Genomic DNA, 14,916 nt, shown 5'->3' with positions numbered 1-14,916 from the left:
AGCAGCGACCGTGATCGACGCACCTCAGGCGCCGGTCCCGCGTCAGTCAGCTCGACGCGCACCCATGCGGCATCATGCTCAGCATGAGCGACTCCCACCACACCCACAGTGCCGGCGGCAACCTGGCGCACAGTCGGGTGCCGATGACCGGCCGCGATCCGGAAGAACCCGGTCGGGTCTCCTCGCCGCTGGAGCTGCTGTTCGACCTGACGTTTGTGGTCGCGGTGGGAACCGCCGCCTCCCAGTTCGCCGACATGGTCTCCGAGGGGCATCCCGGACAGGCCGTCACCGCGTTCGTCCTGGCGATGTTCGCGATCAGTGTCGCGTGGATCAGCTTCAGCTGGTTCGCGTCGGCGTTCGGTACGGACGACTGGCTCTACCGGGCTCTGACGATGGTGCAGATGACCGGCGTCGTCGTGTTCTCGCTCGGCCTGCCCGCGATGTTCCACTCGGTCGACGAGGGCGGCCACCTCGATCTGAGGGTGATGGTCCTCGGGTATGTGGTGATACGGATCGCGATGGTGCTGCAGTGGTGGCGCGCCGCGCGGGAGTCCCCCGAATTCCGGGACGTCGGCATGGCGAACATCCGCTGGACGGTGATCGTCCAGGCCGGTTGGGTCGCGGTCGGGTTCGCGCATCTGCCACTCACCGCGGCGTTCGTCGCCTTCATCGTGCTCGGCGCGCTCGAACTCGTACTGCCTGTCCTCACCCAGGGCGGCGCGGGCGGCACTCCCTGGCACCCTCACCATGTCGCCGAGCGGTACGGCCTGTTCGCCATCATCGTTCTAGGGGAGGGTGTCGTCGGGACCGTCGCGTCCTCCGGCGACCTTCTCGGCGGTGAGGCCGGGACCCAATGGAGCGGTAACGCGATCGCCGTGGTCGTCGCCGGCGTCGGACTGACCTTCGGCATGTGGTGGGTGTACTTCTCCACCCCCTTCGGTGACATCCTCGTGCACCGCCGCAGCCGCGGCTACCTCTTCGGCTACGGGCACATCCCGCTCTTCATCGGAGTGGCCGGCGCCGGAGCCGGTCTGCACGTCGCCGGCCTGCACCTGGAGCACCACTCGGAGATCAGTGACGTCGCCGTCGTGCTGTCCCTGGCGATCCCGGTCGGCCTGTACCTGCTGATGGTGTATCTCCTGCACACGCTGTTGCTGTCCGCGGCCGACTCCTTCCACGTGCTGCTGATCTCGCTCACGCTGGCGGTACTGCTCGCGGCGGTGCTCCTGTCCGCGGCCGGCGTCGCCACCGCGGCGTGCCTCCTCATCGTGATGCTGGCCCCCTTCGTCACCGTGGTCGGGTACGAGACGATCGGCCACCGCCACCAGCGACGGATGCTGGATGGGCTCGGCAAACGCAGAACCCCTGACAACTCCCTTGGGTGCAGGGGAGATGGGCATGGGCCGGACGATGCGGAGCCCGTTCAGTACAGGGGACATGGCATGCGCCGGACGATGCGGAACCCGTTCAGCCCACTCAGTCCCCGGGGCGCGAGTCGTACTGGACGATGGCGCCGCGGCTGAAGTTCGCGTCGCCGTGTGCCTCCACTGTCAGGGAGCCGACGCCCCAGACCCGGTCGGTGCCGGGGATGGCTGTGATCTCCACCAGCCGGAGCTTCTGCTTGCGGTCGGCGGCGGTGACTTTGCCGCTTCGGCCCGCGGCGGCCGGCGGGAGGCCGATCCTACGGGGCTCGCCGTGCGTGGCGCGGTGGCGAATCGAGCTGAGCAGCATGCCGCTCCCGGCGTTGTCCCCTTCCATCCCCTCGGCCGTGATGACGCCGTCACCGGCAGGGACCCCACAGCGGCGACAGGCATCTCCCTTCCCACCTCCGCAACCGGCGACGACAAGTGCCATCGCCGGCGCCGAGATTGCCGCATGCCACCGCCGCATCCCGATTTCCCCTCCGCTTCGTGACCGGGGCCCTACAGGCCTGGCGTGGCCCTCCGGGAGGCAGCGCTCGACGGTGCATGGGTTGAATTCCCAAGACCACGTTGGGTGATTGGAGGGTCGCCCGGCCGGCTTCTTCGTGTCATCTGCCAGTACGGCGGCCGGTACAGGGCGGAGGAGACTCTCTGCCACAGCGGCGACCCGGCGAGCCTCTGAATCCCGAGGGCCGGCGTTGCCACATACAGGACGAAGCGCAGAAGGGGGACGCACATGACTGTGCAGCAGTACGACGAGATCGGCGAGGCATTCGAGGGGTTCAAGTCCCTGCCGCTGATGCGTTACGGGGAAGTGCCGAGCTTCCTGGAAACGGTCGGGGACGTGAGCGGCAAGTCGGTTCTCGACCTGGCGTGCGGCACCGGTTTCTACAGCAGGGAGTTCAGGCGGCGCGGTGCCACGGATGTCTTCGGCGTCGACATCTCCGGCGAGATGATCGCCGCCGGGCGGGAGAGCGAGCGGCGTGAGCCGCTGGGTGTGCGCTACGAGGTCGGTGACGTGGCCGAACTGGCGCCACTCGACCGGCGGTTCGACATCGCGCTGGGAGTTCAGTGCCTCAACTATGCTGCGGACATCCCGGAGATGGAGCGGATGTGCCGCAACATCCACCGGAGTCTGCTGCCGGGCGGAGAATTCTTCGTGCTCGCCCAGAAGCCCGACTACGGGTTCGACTGCGCATCCCTGGACAAGTACGGATTCCGCTGCGAGCCGACGGGCGAGGAGACCGAGACGGGTCCGCGTGTGCGGGTCACGGCTCTCCTCGACCCTCAGCCGATCACCATCGTCACCACGGCCCCGCGCCGCGAGGTCTACGAGGTGTGTCTGCGGGCGGCCGGGTTCAGCGCGGTGGAGTGGGTTCCGCTGCAGGTGTCCGAGGCCGGCATCCGTGAGTACGGAGAGGGCTTCTGGGCGGACCTCCTCGCGAACCCGCCGCTGGAGATGCTGCGCTGCCGCGCCTGAAGCGTCGCCGCGTGACGTGGCGGGTGACCGCGTCACGCGGCGGAACTCCCGCGCTCTGTCAGCCGGTGTGGAGGATCCGGAAGCGATCGGATGCCGCCGGATCCCGGTCGACGACTTGCACCGGCGTCCAAGCCCATTGCCAGACGCTGATGCCCGGCGTGCGGGAGAACTGGATCTGTCCACGGGTGCCTTCGACTGCCACCCGCGACCAGGATTCGGCGATGTGTGCCCGGTCCGTGCCGTGAGAGCGCAGCACATCGGCGAGGACGGTGACCGTGTCGTAACCCTCGAAGGCCACGAAGGAGGGCGCTTCGCCCAGACGCTCACGCAGGGCCGTCCCGACTCGGGCGCCGAGTGGGCTGAGGCGCTCGGGCAGATAGCGCAGGAAGGGGATCGCGGCGCCGTCCTCGCCCAGCGACTTCGCCCATTCGGTGAACTCCGGCTGCCCGGCCGGAGCGCCGATCAATACCTCGGCGAGGCGCCGGTCGTGGCGGACGGACTTGACGATCGACACCGCCGGTTCCGGGTGGCCGGTCAGAAGAAGGAGGGCTGTCGCGCGATTCTCGACCAGTCGGTCGCACACGGTCGCGGGGTCGAGCTCACCCATGTCGAGTTCGATGACGGTGCCACCGCGCGCAGCGAGGCAGTCCCGCAGAATGCGGGTCCCGGATGCCCAGTAGACACTCGGCTGCGTCGCTACGGCGATGCGGTTGTGGCCGGCGCCGAGGAGGAAGTCCGCGTAGATCTGCCAGCCGTGGGACTGCGCCGGGGCGAGACGCGCGACCCATTCCGTCGGCTGGTCGGTGAGCGCGTCGAGAACCGCCGACGAGCAGAGGAACGGCAGGCCGAGGGCGTCGGCCCTGGCGGCAGCGGCCCGGGCGACGACGCTGTGATACTCGCCCGCCAGGGCCGCCACGCCCATACGAGTCAGTTCATCGACCGCCGCCGCGGCCTTCTGTGGATCGGCTGCGGTGTCCCGGACGACCAGCTCGAGTGGGCGTCCGCCGATCCCGTCGGCGTCATTGACTTCGCGAACGGCCAACTCGAGTCCGGCGAGCAGGTGTTGGCCTGCCTCGACCCAGCCGGGCCGGGTCAGCGGTGCGAGGGCGCCGATCCGGACGGATGACCGGTTGGACGATCCGCCAGTCCGTTCCACGGCAAGTGGCGATGGTGGCGTATGCATGTGCTGGCGTCTCCTGAGTAAGGTGCGGTGGCACTTTGTCCGGATCGACGGATCGCAGAGTGATCACCAGTGGCGCCGAGACTAGCCGAGCAGAGTACGGACACCTTCGGCGCCCCATCTGGGTACGGGCCCACCCCCGCTCTCCCCGGGGAGTCTCCGCCAGCGGGACGGAGTTGCCAACTGTGGCAACGATGACAACGGGTGGACCGTGCTCCACCGCGGGAAGTGACGGGAGCCGATGAGTCTTCGTCAGTACGAGTACGCCCTGGCCAGTGCCGAGGCGTACTCGGTGACGGCGGCTACGGAGCTTTGGACGTCGCTCAACCGTCGGTGTCCCGGCAGATCCGAGGCCTGGAGCGGGAACTCGGCGTGGAATGTTCGCCCGCAGGCCGACCGGACTCGTGCTCACTGTGGTCGGCCGCGCGTTCCTGCGGGAGGCGGAGGTCGCGGTGAGCGCGTCGCGGCGGGCCAGGGCGACGGCGCGAGCCGGCGCCGGTGAGCTGGTGGGCGAGCTGGTCGTCGCGGTGCGGATGGGTTTCGGTACGCGGCAGCTGCCGGGCGCTCTTGGCGCGGTGCGGCGCCGCTTCCCGCGGCTTGAGGTCACCGTCTTCGAGGAGCCGAGCTCCGCCGACCTGGAGCGGCTGTGCCGCCGGGGCGTCCTCGACCTCGCCCTGATGACGGTGTGCGAGCGGAGCCCTGCCGATGCCCACCACCTCGGCGACGAGGAGTTCGCCGCAGTGCCGGCCGACGGGCATCGACAGCTCGCTGCGGACCGGGTCGAGCTGCGTGCACAGGGAATTCCTATGGCGTCCCGGCCCTACGTGCCGAGCGCCGGGCCCCCCGCGAAGTACCGGTCCTGTACTTGTTCGGGACCGGCCCGACCTGGCAGCCGCGCACTCCAACGACGGTTCGCCGTACCGAAGTTCGGGGCGGCGAGCCGTCGTTCGGTCGACCCCGTCAGTGGTGGTGGCCGTAGGCGCCGGCGTGGTCACCATCACCACTGTGGTGGTGGTGGTCGTCGTCGCCGACGATCGTCCACGGGCGCATCAGGTCGTCGTCTTCGTGTTCGAGGATGTGGCAGTGCTGGACGTACGTCGCCGGCAGCTCGGTGCCGCTTCCCGGCAGCCCCGCGATCCTTTCCGTCGGCGGGTCGAATTCATTGATGACGATTCTGGTCACCGTCTCCGGATAGGACTTGACCGTGTCTTTGCGGGACAGTGCCTCATCCGGGTCCGGCGGAATCGGCGGACCGGTGAGATAGTTCGCCAACACCGGCTTGTCCTCCGGTTTACGGCCCCCGGAAATCCACTTCTCGTATTGTTCCTGGTAGCCGGCCGCGTCGATCGGCTGCCTGTTCAACACCTGGAAGTTGACGAGGTGGACATGCATCGGGTGGCCGTCGTGATTGGGATTGATGTACTCCCAGATCTCTGTCGAGCCCGCCTTGACGAAGTCCTCGGACGGCTCCATGAACGGCACCGCGTTGAACGTCATGGTGCCGAAGAGTTGGTGCTGGTAGAGGACCCATTCCCGCCGGCGGGTGTGCGCCGTCACCTTGATGGGTTCGACCTTCGGCAGCTCGAGCTTCATGGGCGGCGTCGTCCTGTCGCCACCACCGGACGGCCGTTTCGTGACATGGAATTCCATGACTTCCGAGATTTCCGGACCGTCGCCGCCGGGGAAGTGCACGGGCGCGTTGTAGTTCGTCAGCGTGACCTTCGTGCCCATGGGCACCTTGCTGAAGTCGACGATCAGGTCGTACCGCTCGGCCGGCGAGATCAGGAAGTTCAGCATCTGCAACGGGGTGCGGAGACCGCCGTCGGTGCCGATCAGCCAGAACGGCAGGACGGGCTGAGGCATTACTTTCTCGGGAACGTCGAACCTCAGCCGCCAGAAGCGCTCGTTCGAAGCGTTGAGAACGCGCAACCGGTAGCGTCGCCGCTCGACCTCCAGGAAGGGGTATGCCTTCCCGTTGACGACCGGGGTGTCCTCGCCTTGCTGCAAGGTCATGGTGTAGGCGAGCGAGCCGTCCGGGTGGAAGGTCCGGTCCTGCAGGATCAGGGGGACCTCGAATTCGCCTCGCGGCAGTCCGAGCCGATCGTCGGCGGGGTCACCGACGCGGTAGAGACCGGCCAGGCCCGCGTAGACGTTGACGCTGGTCATCCCCATGCCGTGGTCGTGATACCAGAGCATGCACGAACGGTCGTGGTTGGTGTAGGCGCAGATCTGCTCGTTGGGTTCGACCCGGCTCGGGTCCAGGCTGCTGTAGGACTCGGCGTGGATGCCGTCCGGGCTGAACGACTGCAGAGGCATGCCGTCGGACTGTGGCGCGGTGAAACCGCCGTGCTGGTGTACGACGTTCCACACGTTGACGTTCGCGGGAAACGGCTGCACGGGCTTGTAGGGGGGCGGAGGGGTCGGGGTGAGCTGCGGGTCCCCATTGCGAATCTTGTTGATCACGAACTGGAACAGGTGGGTGGTCGGCAGGTGGTTGCGGTACTTGACGACCGTCGGATGGTCTCTGGTCACGTCGAGGGTCGGCCCCAGGTAGCCCATGCCGATCGGCTTGCGAGGGTCGTGCGGGTTCGCGGCCCAGTAGCCCCACACCTTGGCCGGCCCGAGGTCGCGGTGGAAGTGCCATGTGCCCGGCCGCATCGTGATCTCGTAGTAGTCGGCGCCCGGATAGACGGAGGGATCCGAGATGGCTGTCCTCGGAATGGGCAGCGGGTCGACGAACTTCGTCAGCTTGGGGGTGTGCGGAATCTTCGTGTTCGCGGACGCCGACCCATGACCGTGACCGTCCGCTGCGTATGCCTGCTCTCCCGCACTCCGTGGAAGCATGGCCGCACCGCCCATGGCACCGGCCATGAGGAATCTCCGTCGCCCAACCATCGTCTTCAGCCCTTCGTCGTCTCGCGTGACGTTGAAGAGATACAGGGCTGGTCAGAGCCGTGGACGCAGCGCGCCGGTCCAATTCGGGAAAGGCACTCATTGAGTCGATCTCGGCAGTAATTCGGAAGGTATCGGTATCGGGATCGAATTATCACCGCCGATCCGAAAGTGCGGTTCGCCGCTTTTCTGTGTGGCGAATTGAGACTATTGCACATATTCAATACTGTGGCCCGTTCGGGGCACGGAGGTGGGCGCTCAGTGCCGCGCCGACAGCCTCGGGCTGCTCGACCGCGAGATGCCCGATGTCGCATGCCTCCAGGGTGGCGTCGGCGATCCCGTCCGCGAGTTCCCGGGCGTGATCGAGAGGGGTGGCGAGGTCGAGTGAGCCGCCGACGACGAGAGTGGGAGCGGTGATGCGGGCCAGGTCCGGTCGCAGGTCGTAGGCGGCGAGTGCGTCGCAGCAGGCCGCGTAGCCGACCGGATCGGTTGCGGCGAGGTCCCGCAACAGAGCGCCGAACAGCCGGAGCGCCTGAGCACGCCCCTCGCCGAACTCCTGGCGAGCGGACGCGAGATCGCCGAGGCGGACAACCGCAGCGCCCTCTCGTTCCGCCACCGGGCGCGCACCGAGACCCTCTCCCTGCTCACCGACGTGGACGCCATCCTCGGCCCGGCCGCACCCGCCGCGGCCCCGAAGGGACTCACGGCGACGGGCTCACCCACTCTCAGCCGCCCGTGGCAGCTCCGGGGACTCCCGGCCCTCACCGTCCTGGGCCGGACGAACGACCAGGACATGCCGCTCGGCCTCCAACTCATCGGTCAACCGCACCGGTTGGACCATCCCTTCGAGTTCGGCCGTGCCCTTGAGGCAGCCGCACGTGCGCGGCGGGCGGACCGATCGCCAGGGACGGAGGACACATGACCTGGGAGTGGCCGTCGAAGAGGGAACTCAACGGATGCCGCGGATCCGGTACCCGCCCGCCAGCGCGGCGATGCTCAGGGCTGCGACAGCCATCAGGTAATAGCTCGGCGAGATCTGCGAGCCGGTGGCTGTGACCAGTGCCGCGGCGATCGTGGGAGCGAACCCTCCGAAGACGGCGACCGTCGTGTTGTAACTGAACGCCAGCCCGGTCGCGCGCGCCTCTGCCGGGAACACGTCGGACATCACCGACGGCAGCGCGCCGAAGTACGTGGCCTTGAGCATGCCCAGGACCGTCATGCACAGCGCGAGTGTCAGGAAGGACGGTGATGTGGTCAGCCAGAGGAACAGCGGGACGGCGCACACGCCGATCGACGCCGCGGCCGGGATCATGATCTTCAACCGGCCGAACCGGTCCGCGAGCAGACCGACCACCGGGGTGCCGAGGGTCAGGATGACACCGGTGATGAGCAGCGCGGCGAACGACAGTGAGTCGTCCACCCCGAGGTCCTTGATGGCGAAGGTGGGCAGGTACTGCAGGAGGAAGTTGAGTGCGGTCGAGACCACCATGGCTCCGCTCGCGATCAGCAGCCCGCCCCAGTGGTCCCGGAACACCGACCGGATCGGCGAGGGCTTCTCCTCGCGGTTCCCCGACGCGGCCGCCCGAGTCGTAGCCGGCGCCTCTTCGGCGTAGCGGCGGATCAGGTAGCCGGCCGGGCCGACCAGGAGGCCGAACACGAACGGCACCCGCCAGCCCCAGGAGGTCATCTGCTCCTCGGACAGCGTCGCGGTCAGACCGGTGGCGAACCCGGAGGCCATCAGCGTCGCGAGCCCCTGACTGGCGAACTGGAAGCTGCCGAGGAAGCTCTTGCGCCGTTCGTTCTGCTCGACCAGGAAGGAGGTGGCGGCGCCGAACTCTCCGCCGGCTCCGAAGCCCTGGATCAGTCGCGCTATCACGACTCCCACCGGCGCGACGAACCCGAGCGTCGAGTAGCCCGGCATGAAAGCGATCATGAAGGTGCCGAGGACCATCAGCCAGATCGTCAGCATCAGGGCCTTCTTGCGCCCGTGCCGGTCGGCGTACGAGCCGATCAGCAGGCCGCTGAGGGGCCGGATCAGATACGTCACGCCGAACACCGCGTACGCCTCGACCAGTTGGACGCCGGGATTGTCGGCGGGGAAGAATGTCCGACCGATGTAGACCGCCATCAGGGCATAGACCGCGAGGTCGAAGAATTCGAGTGCGTTGCCTATGGTCGCCGCCGCGACCGCTCGCTTGGTGGACACCCGTCTCGGGGGTGGGGGTGCTTCGGTCGAGTTCCCTTGCGGGGTGTGCTGACGCGAGATGGCCGTCATCGCGGGGTTCCTTCCGGTGGGCGCGGGGCTGGTGGGCGTCAGGCGGAGTGGTCGGCGGGGACAGGCTGGTCGAGCCCGGCGCGTGCGGGGAGCGGACGATCGGCCGAGGGATGGCCGAGGGCGTGGAACAAGGTGGCCGCCAGAACGACGCCTTCGCGGGCGATCGAGGAGAGCATGTGCTCGTCGGGCGCGTGCTGGAGGCACCCCGGGTACGAGTGCGGCAGCCACAGGGTCGGCAGGCCGAGGATGTCCGTGAAGACGTGGTTGGGCAGGGAGCCGCCGATGTTCGGAAGGACGGCGACCGGCTTGTCGGTGACCTGTTCGAGCGCTCCCTTGGCCCAGCGCAGCCACGGGTCGTCCAGCGCTGTCCGGCTGGCGGCGAAGCTGCCGAGGACGGTCACGTCGACCATCGGGTATCCGTGGTCGGAGAGATGCTCGGCGACGATCTCCCGGGCTCGGCTCACATCGGTACCCGCGACGTACCGCAATTGCAGGACGGCGCGTGCGCGGCCGGGGATCGCGTTGACGGGGCGGTCGATGTCGGCCGCACCCAGTGACAGGACCTCAAGGGTGTTCCAGCCGTAGAGCCGCTCGGCAGCGGTCAGCGTGGTGTCACCCCAGCCCTCGTCAGGCGCGGGGTCACCGGGGCTGCCCGCGACCACGACATCGGTGAGCGCCTCGCGGACGGGGGCCGGGAGTTCGGACGGCAGCAGCGCGGGTACCTGGATGCGGCCATGTCCGTCGACGAGGCTCGCGATCGCGCCGGCCAGGGTGGTGGCGGGATTGCGGATGACACCACCCCAGTTGCCCGAGTGGTACGCGTCGGGGCGCAGGTCGACGTCGAGCATGATGCCGACGCCTCCGCGCGACCCGAGGAACAGCGTCGGCGTCGTGGCGTCCAGACGTGGACCGTCCGAGGCGATCAGGACATCGGCCCGCAGCTCCGCGCGGTGCGCGGCGGCGAATTCGGCGAGTCCGGGCGAGCCGATCTCCTCGCCGGTCTCGAACAGGAAGGTCAGGTTGAAGCCGAGCGACCCCTGCTCGGCGAGCAGCAGTCGCAGTGCCGCGATGTTGGCAAGGTGCTGCCCCTTGTTGTCGGCTGACCCGCGGCCGTACCACCGGTCGCCCTCCGCGGTCAGGGTCCACGGATCCCGGCCCTCGCTCCACCGGCCGGCCTGGCCGTCCACCACGTCCGCGTGGCCGTAGCACAGCACTGTCGGGAGTTCGGGGGACTCGACGCGTGTGCCGACGAGGAACGGGCCGCCGGAGGAGTCCGGATTGGCGTACTCGGTGACGGAGCAACCGAGTTCGGTCAGGGCTGGTACGAGAACCTCATCCAGGTATGCCTTAATGGCAACGTGGCCCTCAGGTCGGCTGCTCTCGGTGGGGTAGGCGACCATCGCGCTCAGGTCGGTGAAGTAGACGCCCGAGTCGACGTACTCCTCGGCCTTCTCGACCAGGCTGTTGGGAATCACTGAGGCTTCTCCTGATGGTGGGGCGGATGAGGGTTGATGTGCTGGCTCAGGAGCGTAGGGCGGTTTCCGGGCGGCGACTATTGCCGTTTGTGGCACCCTGCGTTCTATTCTTGGCAAACCGGCGTCCACGTCAAAGGGTGCGGCGCCACCCAGCTGTCCTGGAGGAACGATGCAGCTCATGCCGGTGAGCCTCGCGTACTTTCTCGAGGTCGCCCGGACGGGATCGGTGACCGAGGCCGCCCAGAAGCTGCAGGTTGCTCCCTCCGCGATCAGCAGGCAGATCGCCAAGCTCGAGTCCGGGACGGGAGTGGCTCTCTTCGTCCGGCATCCCCGAGGGATGACGATGACCGACGCGGGATCCCGGCTCCTGGCCCACGCCCGCCGCAGCGAAGCCGAATCCGCCGCGCTCGTCGACGAGTTGAGGACCGGACGCGGGGCCGATGCCCATCACATCAACGTGGTCTGTTCGGAGGGATTCGGGCGTCGTCTCCTGCCGCGCGCGATGGCATCCTTCCGACAGGACCACCCGGACGTGACCTTCCGACTCGACGTCGTACCCCGGCAGGAGGCGACCCGCCGCGTGGTCGAGGGCATCGCCGACGTAGCCGCCACCTACACGATGGGCCCGCAACATGACGTACGAGTGGAATGCGCCGTCGTGATACCCCTGGCCGCTGTCGTACCCCTGGACCACGCACTGGCCGGGCGGGATCGGATCAGCCTGGCGGAACTGTGCGAGTATCCCCTCGGTATCGGTTCGGTCGGAACCAGTCAGCGTGAACTCTTCGACATCGGAGTGCAGTTGGAGGGCCTGACGGCTCGTCCGGCGCTGGTGTGTGACGGACTCGCGCCGCAGTATGAATTCGTCCGCTCCGGAGGTGGCGTCGCACTGGTCGGCGACCTCGGCGACCTGTACCAGGACGCGGTGACGGAGGGGGTCACCCATGTACGCGTCGATCACCCGGTCTTCCGCCAGCGTGAGGCGCAGGTGCAGACCATGCTGGGCCGACGGCTGCCGTGGGCGGCAATGGAGTTCACCGGATTGCTGGTGTCACTCTTGGACCCGCCGAAGCCGCGGGGCTGACCGTCGCCCGACGTGCACAAGCCCGCGACGCGGGGTCGGCCGAGGCCCATCCGCCGGTGGGCAATGGGTGGATCCACGGCTACGAAGCCGAGCGGTCTGCCACCGTGTGAACGGCGACAACGCCGACGAGCAGGAGGAGCCGCTCCATGTCCGCGCCGCAGAACGCAGTAGATCCCTCAGGACATCACACCGTTGGTCATTCCGACTGCCCTCCCACGGCCGGGCCCCAAGACCAGGCCCAAGGCGGTTCCGAAGACCGCACCGTCGTGCCGGAGCAACAGTGCCAGGTAGCGGACGAGTTGATGGATACAGTCCTGGCGTCGTTCCGTGACACGCCGGACCGGCGTCTCAAGGAGCTGATGGAGTCACTGGTCCGGCACCTGCACGGCTTCATCCGTGACGTGCGGCTGACGGAGGCCGAATGGCAGCAGGCCGTCGACTTCCTCACCGCGGCCGGGCGCATCACCACCGACCGGCGTCAGGAGTTCGTGCTCCTGTCCGACGTGCTCGGGGCCTCCATGCAGACCATCAACGTCAACCACGAGGCCGCCGGGAGCGCGACCGAGGCGACGGTGGTCGGCCCGTTCTTCGTGGACGGCGCCCCGGAGATCCCCGTCGGCGGCGACCTGGCGGGCGGAGCCCCGGGAGAGCCCTGCTGGGTCGAGGGCACCGTCACCGACACCGACGGAAAACCGGTCGCGCGAGCCCGACTCGACGTATGGGAAGCCGACGAGGACGGCCTCTACGACGTGCAGTACGGGCCGGACCGCACAGCGGGCCGCGGCCATCTCTTCACCGATGACCAGGGGCGTTACGCGTTCTGGGGACTCACCCCCACCCCGTACTCGATCCCGCACGACGGGCCGGTCGGTGAGCTCCTGGAGAAGACCGGACGCTCCCCCCTCCGCGCGTCCCATCTGCACTTCAAGGCGACCGCCCCCGGCCACCGCGCAGTGGTCACTCACATCTTCGTCGAAGGCGACCAACTCCTCGCGCAGGACGCGGTGTTCGGCGTCAAGGACTCCCTCGTCAAGAGGTTCGACCGGCAGGCACCCGGCACCCCCACTCCCGACGGCCGTGCCCTCACCCACCTGAGCTGGACCCGCGTCCGCTTCGACATCGTATTGCGGCGCGCGTGACGCGACCGTCGGAGCAGGAATCGAAGCGGGATGCGGAGCAGGAATCGGAACCAGAAGGGGAACGACCCATGCGATTCGAGCACGAGACGCTGCCGCAGCGCGTCCACTTCGCCCCCGGCGACGCACGCGCGGCCGTGCGCACCGAGGTCGAACAGCTCAGCGGCACCCGCGTGATGGTCATCGCGACGTCACGCGAAGCCGAACGGGCCAAGTCCGTCACCGCCGACGTCCCGGTGGTCGTGCACCACGACGACGTGGCGATGCACGTCCCGCTCGCCACAGCCGAACGGGCCCGGGAGGCAGCGGCCCGGCACGATGCGGACGTGCTGGTCTGTGTCGGAGGCGGCTCGACGACCGGCCTGGCCAAGGCCGTCGCGCTCACGACCGGGCTGCCGATCGTGGCCGTACCCACCACGTACGCGGGGTCGGAAGCGACCAGCGTGTGGGGACTCACCGAGGGCGGCCGCAAGACGACGGGCGTCGACGCCCGCGTGCTGCCGCGCGCGATCGTCTACGACGCGACCCTCACCCTCACCCTTCCCGCGCCGATGAGTGTCGCATCCGGCCTCAACGCCCTGGCCCACTGCGTCGATTCGATGTGGGCCCCGCGCGCCGACCCGGTCGACCGGACGCTGGCCGGGGAAGGTATCAGAGCGCTCGCCGCCGGACTGCCCGCAATCGTCACCGACCCCTCCTGCATCGAGGGCCGCGAGCAACTGCTGTACGGGGCGTACCTGTCAGCGGTCGCGTTCTCGTCGGCGGGGTCGGGCCTGCACCACAAGATCTGCCATGTACTCGGCGGCCGCTATGCCCTGCCACACGCCCAGACACACGCCGTCGTCCTGCCGTACGTGCTCGCCTTCAACGCCCCCGCCGCACCGCACGCCGAGCGCAGGATCGCGGAGGCCTTCGGCACGGGCTCGGCGCTCGAAGGGCTGCGGCGGTTGCGCCGGGCCGTGGACGCACCGACGGCATTGCGGGACTACGGCCTCACCGAGCCGGACATCGACGACGCGGTGCCGGCGATCCTGGAGGCGGCGCCGGCGGACAATCCGCGTCCGGTCACAGCCGACGCCCTACGAGGGTTGCTGCGCGCGGCATGGAAGGGCGCGGATCCGGCGACAGTGGGCGAGTGACCTTGGTCAAGACACACAGGCGCCCCTGAGCGACCGGGAGTTCCCGACCCCCGAATCGAATAGGGCACTTCGATGAAGAAATTCCGAAATGAGCTAGTCTGTCGGCATTATCGACTTGGCCCGTGGCTGGCGGAGCGCTGAGCGTGAGAGGTGGTCGCCCATGGTGATCCATGTCCTGGTCGCCGACGACAGCGAGATCGTCCGCCGGGGACTGAGCGACATTCTTTCCTCCGCGGACGACATCCACGTGGTGGACCAGGCGTGGGACGGACGCAGCGCCGTCGACGCGGCGCGCCGCCTCCGCCCTGATGTGGCGCTTCTCGACATTCGGATGCCGGGCATGGACGGCATCGCCGCCACCCGCGAGCTTCAGGCGCTCCCGGATCCGCCCCGGGTTCTCATTCTCACCATGTTCGCGGAAGACGAGTACGTGGATGAGGCGGTGAGCGCGGGAGCCAGCGGATTTCTGCTCAAGGACACGCCCCCCGAGGAGTTGCTGCGGTCGGTGCGTCTTGTGGCCGCCGGCAAGTCGACCCTCGACCCCTCGGTCACAGGGCGCGTCATGGAGCAGCTCGCCCAGCACGCAGTCCGGCTGACGACTCGGGAACAGCGGGCCCTCGACTCGTTGACCGCGCGGGAGCGGGAGATCCTCGGCCTCATCGGACGGGGCATGTCCAATGCGGACATCGGCAAGGAACTCCACGCCAGCGAAGGAACCGTGAAGAACCAGGTGAGCCGCATCCTGTCGAAGATCGGGGCGGACAACCGGGTCCAGGCGGCCCGCCTGGCGTACCGGGCGGGAATGGAGCGCTGAACAGCACGTCCGGGCGGGCG

The 14,916-nt window shown here is 68.4% G+C and carries 13 protein-coding genes and 1 pseudogene; 8 read left to right on the top strand and 6 right to left on the bottom strand.

Features of this window, described 5'->3' with window-relative positions:
* Positions 1–83 precede the first annotated feature (83 nt).
* Positions 84–1,523 carry a low temperature requirement protein A gene (locus LGI35_RS04620; RefSeq protein ID WP_227292616.1) on the top strand — a complete coding sequence of 480 codons (1,440 nt, stop codon included), beginning with the start codon at positions 84–86 and terminating at the stop codon, positions 1,521–1,523.
* Here LGI35_RS04620 and LGI35_RS04615 read toward each other — a convergent pair.
* Positions 1,477–1,758: a hypothetical protein gene (locus tag LGI35_RS04615; protein ID WP_227292615.1), complete on the bottom strand. Its 282-nt coding sequence runs from the start codon at positions 1,756–1,758 to the stop codon at positions 1,477–1,479. The two genes, LGI35_RS04620 and LGI35_RS04615, sit on opposite strands and share 47 nt — an antisense overlap.
* Before the next feature lie 399 nt (positions 1,759–2,157).
* Between LGI35_RS04615 and LGI35_RS04610 the strand changes: the two genes are divergently transcribed.
* The gene (locus LGI35_RS04610) at positions 2,158–2,901 is read left to right on the top strand and encodes a class I SAM-dependent methyltransferase (RefSeq protein ID WP_227292614.1); all 744 of its coding nucleotides are present in this window, start codon (positions 2,158–2,160) and stop codon (positions 2,899–2,901) included.
* Between the two features lie 58 nt (positions 2,902–2,959).
* On the opposite strand, the gene LGI35_RS04605 is transcribed toward LGI35_RS04610, so the two are convergent.
* Positions 2,960–4,084 carry an ABC transporter substrate-binding protein gene (locus LGI35_RS04605; protein ID WP_227292613.1) on the bottom strand — a complete coding sequence of 375 codons (1,125 nt, stop codon included), beginning with the start codon at positions 4,082–4,084 and terminating at the stop codon, positions 2,960–2,962.
* Between the two features lie 374 nt (positions 4,085–4,458).
* Between LGI35_RS04605 and LGI35_RS46545 the strand changes: the two are divergent.
* Positions 4,459–4,809: pseudogene (locus LGI35_RS46545) on the top strand (LysR substrate-binding domain-containing protein); the annotation flags it as partial.
* Positions 4,810–5,041: 232 nt separating this feature from the next.
* On the opposite strand, the gene LGI35_RS04595 reads toward LGI35_RS46545, so the two are convergent.
* Both LGI35_RS04595 and LGI35_RS04590 read right to left on the bottom strand, forming a co-directional pair.
* Complete coding sequence (locus LGI35_RS04595; protein WP_227292612.1) at positions 5,042–6,925, bottom strand: multicopper oxidase family protein; 1,884 nt, start codon at positions 6,923–6,925, stop codon at positions 5,042–5,044.
* A gap of 268 nt (positions 6,926–7,193) precedes the next feature.
* A complete protein-coding gene (locus LGI35_RS04590) occupies positions 7,194–7,589 on the bottom strand; it encodes an alpha/beta hydrolase (protein ID WP_423835679.1) in 396 nt (131 codons plus the stop codon).
* On the opposite strand from LGI35_RS04590, the gene LGI35_RS46355 reads away from it, so the two are divergent.
* Positions 7,506–7,895 (top strand): amidase family protein, encoded by a 390-nt coding sequence (locus LGI35_RS46355; protein WP_423835768.1) that lies wholly within the window; start codon positions 7,506–7,508, stop codon positions 7,893–7,895. The two genes, LGI35_RS04590 and LGI35_RS46355, sit on opposite strands and share 84 nt — an antisense overlap.
* 27 nt (positions 7,896–7,922) lie before the next feature.
* Here LGI35_RS46355 and LGI35_RS04580 read toward each other — a convergent pair whose 3' ends face one another.
* Positions 7,923–9,248, bottom strand: coding sequence for an MFS transporter (locus tag LGI35_RS04580; protein WP_227292611.1), 1,326 nt, complete (start codon positions 9,246–9,248; stop codon positions 7,923–7,925).
* A gap of 38 nt (positions 9,249–9,286) precedes the next feature.
* A complete protein-coding gene (locus tag LGI35_RS04575; protein ID WP_227292610.1) occupies positions 9,287–10,723 on the bottom strand; it encodes a M20 family metallopeptidase in 1,437 nt (478 codons plus the stop codon).
* Positions 10,724–10,892: 169 nt separating this feature from the next.
* On the opposite strand from LGI35_RS04575, the gene LGI35_RS04570 reads away from it, so the two are divergent.
* The 4 genes from LGI35_RS04570 (at position 10,893) to LGI35_RS04555 (ending at position 14,896) form a co-directional block, all read left to right on the top strand.
* A complete protein-coding gene (locus LGI35_RS04570) occupies positions 10,893–11,807 on the top strand; it encodes a LysR family transcriptional regulator (RefSeq protein ID WP_227292609.1) in 915 nt (304 codons plus the stop codon).
* Positions 11,808–12,109: 302 nt separating this feature from the next.
* Positions 12,110–12,946, top strand: coding sequence for a dioxygenase family protein (locus tag LGI35_RS04565; RefSeq protein WP_227292608.1), 837 nt, complete (start codon positions 12,110–12,112; stop codon positions 12,944–12,946).
* Positions 12,947–13,014: 68 nt separating this feature from the next.
* The gene (locus LGI35_RS04560; RefSeq protein WP_227292607.1) at positions 13,015–14,082 is read left to right on the top strand and encodes a maleylacetate reductase; all 1,068 of its coding nucleotides are present in this window, start codon (positions 13,015–13,017) and stop codon (positions 14,080–14,082) included.
* Positions 14,083–14,242: 160 nt separating this feature from the next.
* Positions 14,243–14,896, top strand: coding sequence for a response regulator (locus LGI35_RS04555; protein WP_376568192.1), 654 nt, complete (start codon positions 14,243–14,245; stop codon positions 14,894–14,896).
* The last annotated feature ends 20 nt before the right edge of the window (positions 14,897–14,916 follow it).

It is taken from the genome of Streptomyces longhuiensis (genome assembly GCF_020616555.1).
In the GTDB taxonomy this organism is placed as follows: domain Bacteria; phylum Actinomycetota; class Actinomycetes; order Streptomycetales; family Streptomycetaceae; genus Streptomyces; species Streptomyces longhuiensis.
Note: the sequence above shows the minus strand (reverse complement) of the source record. Positions and strands in the feature narration are given on the sequence as shown.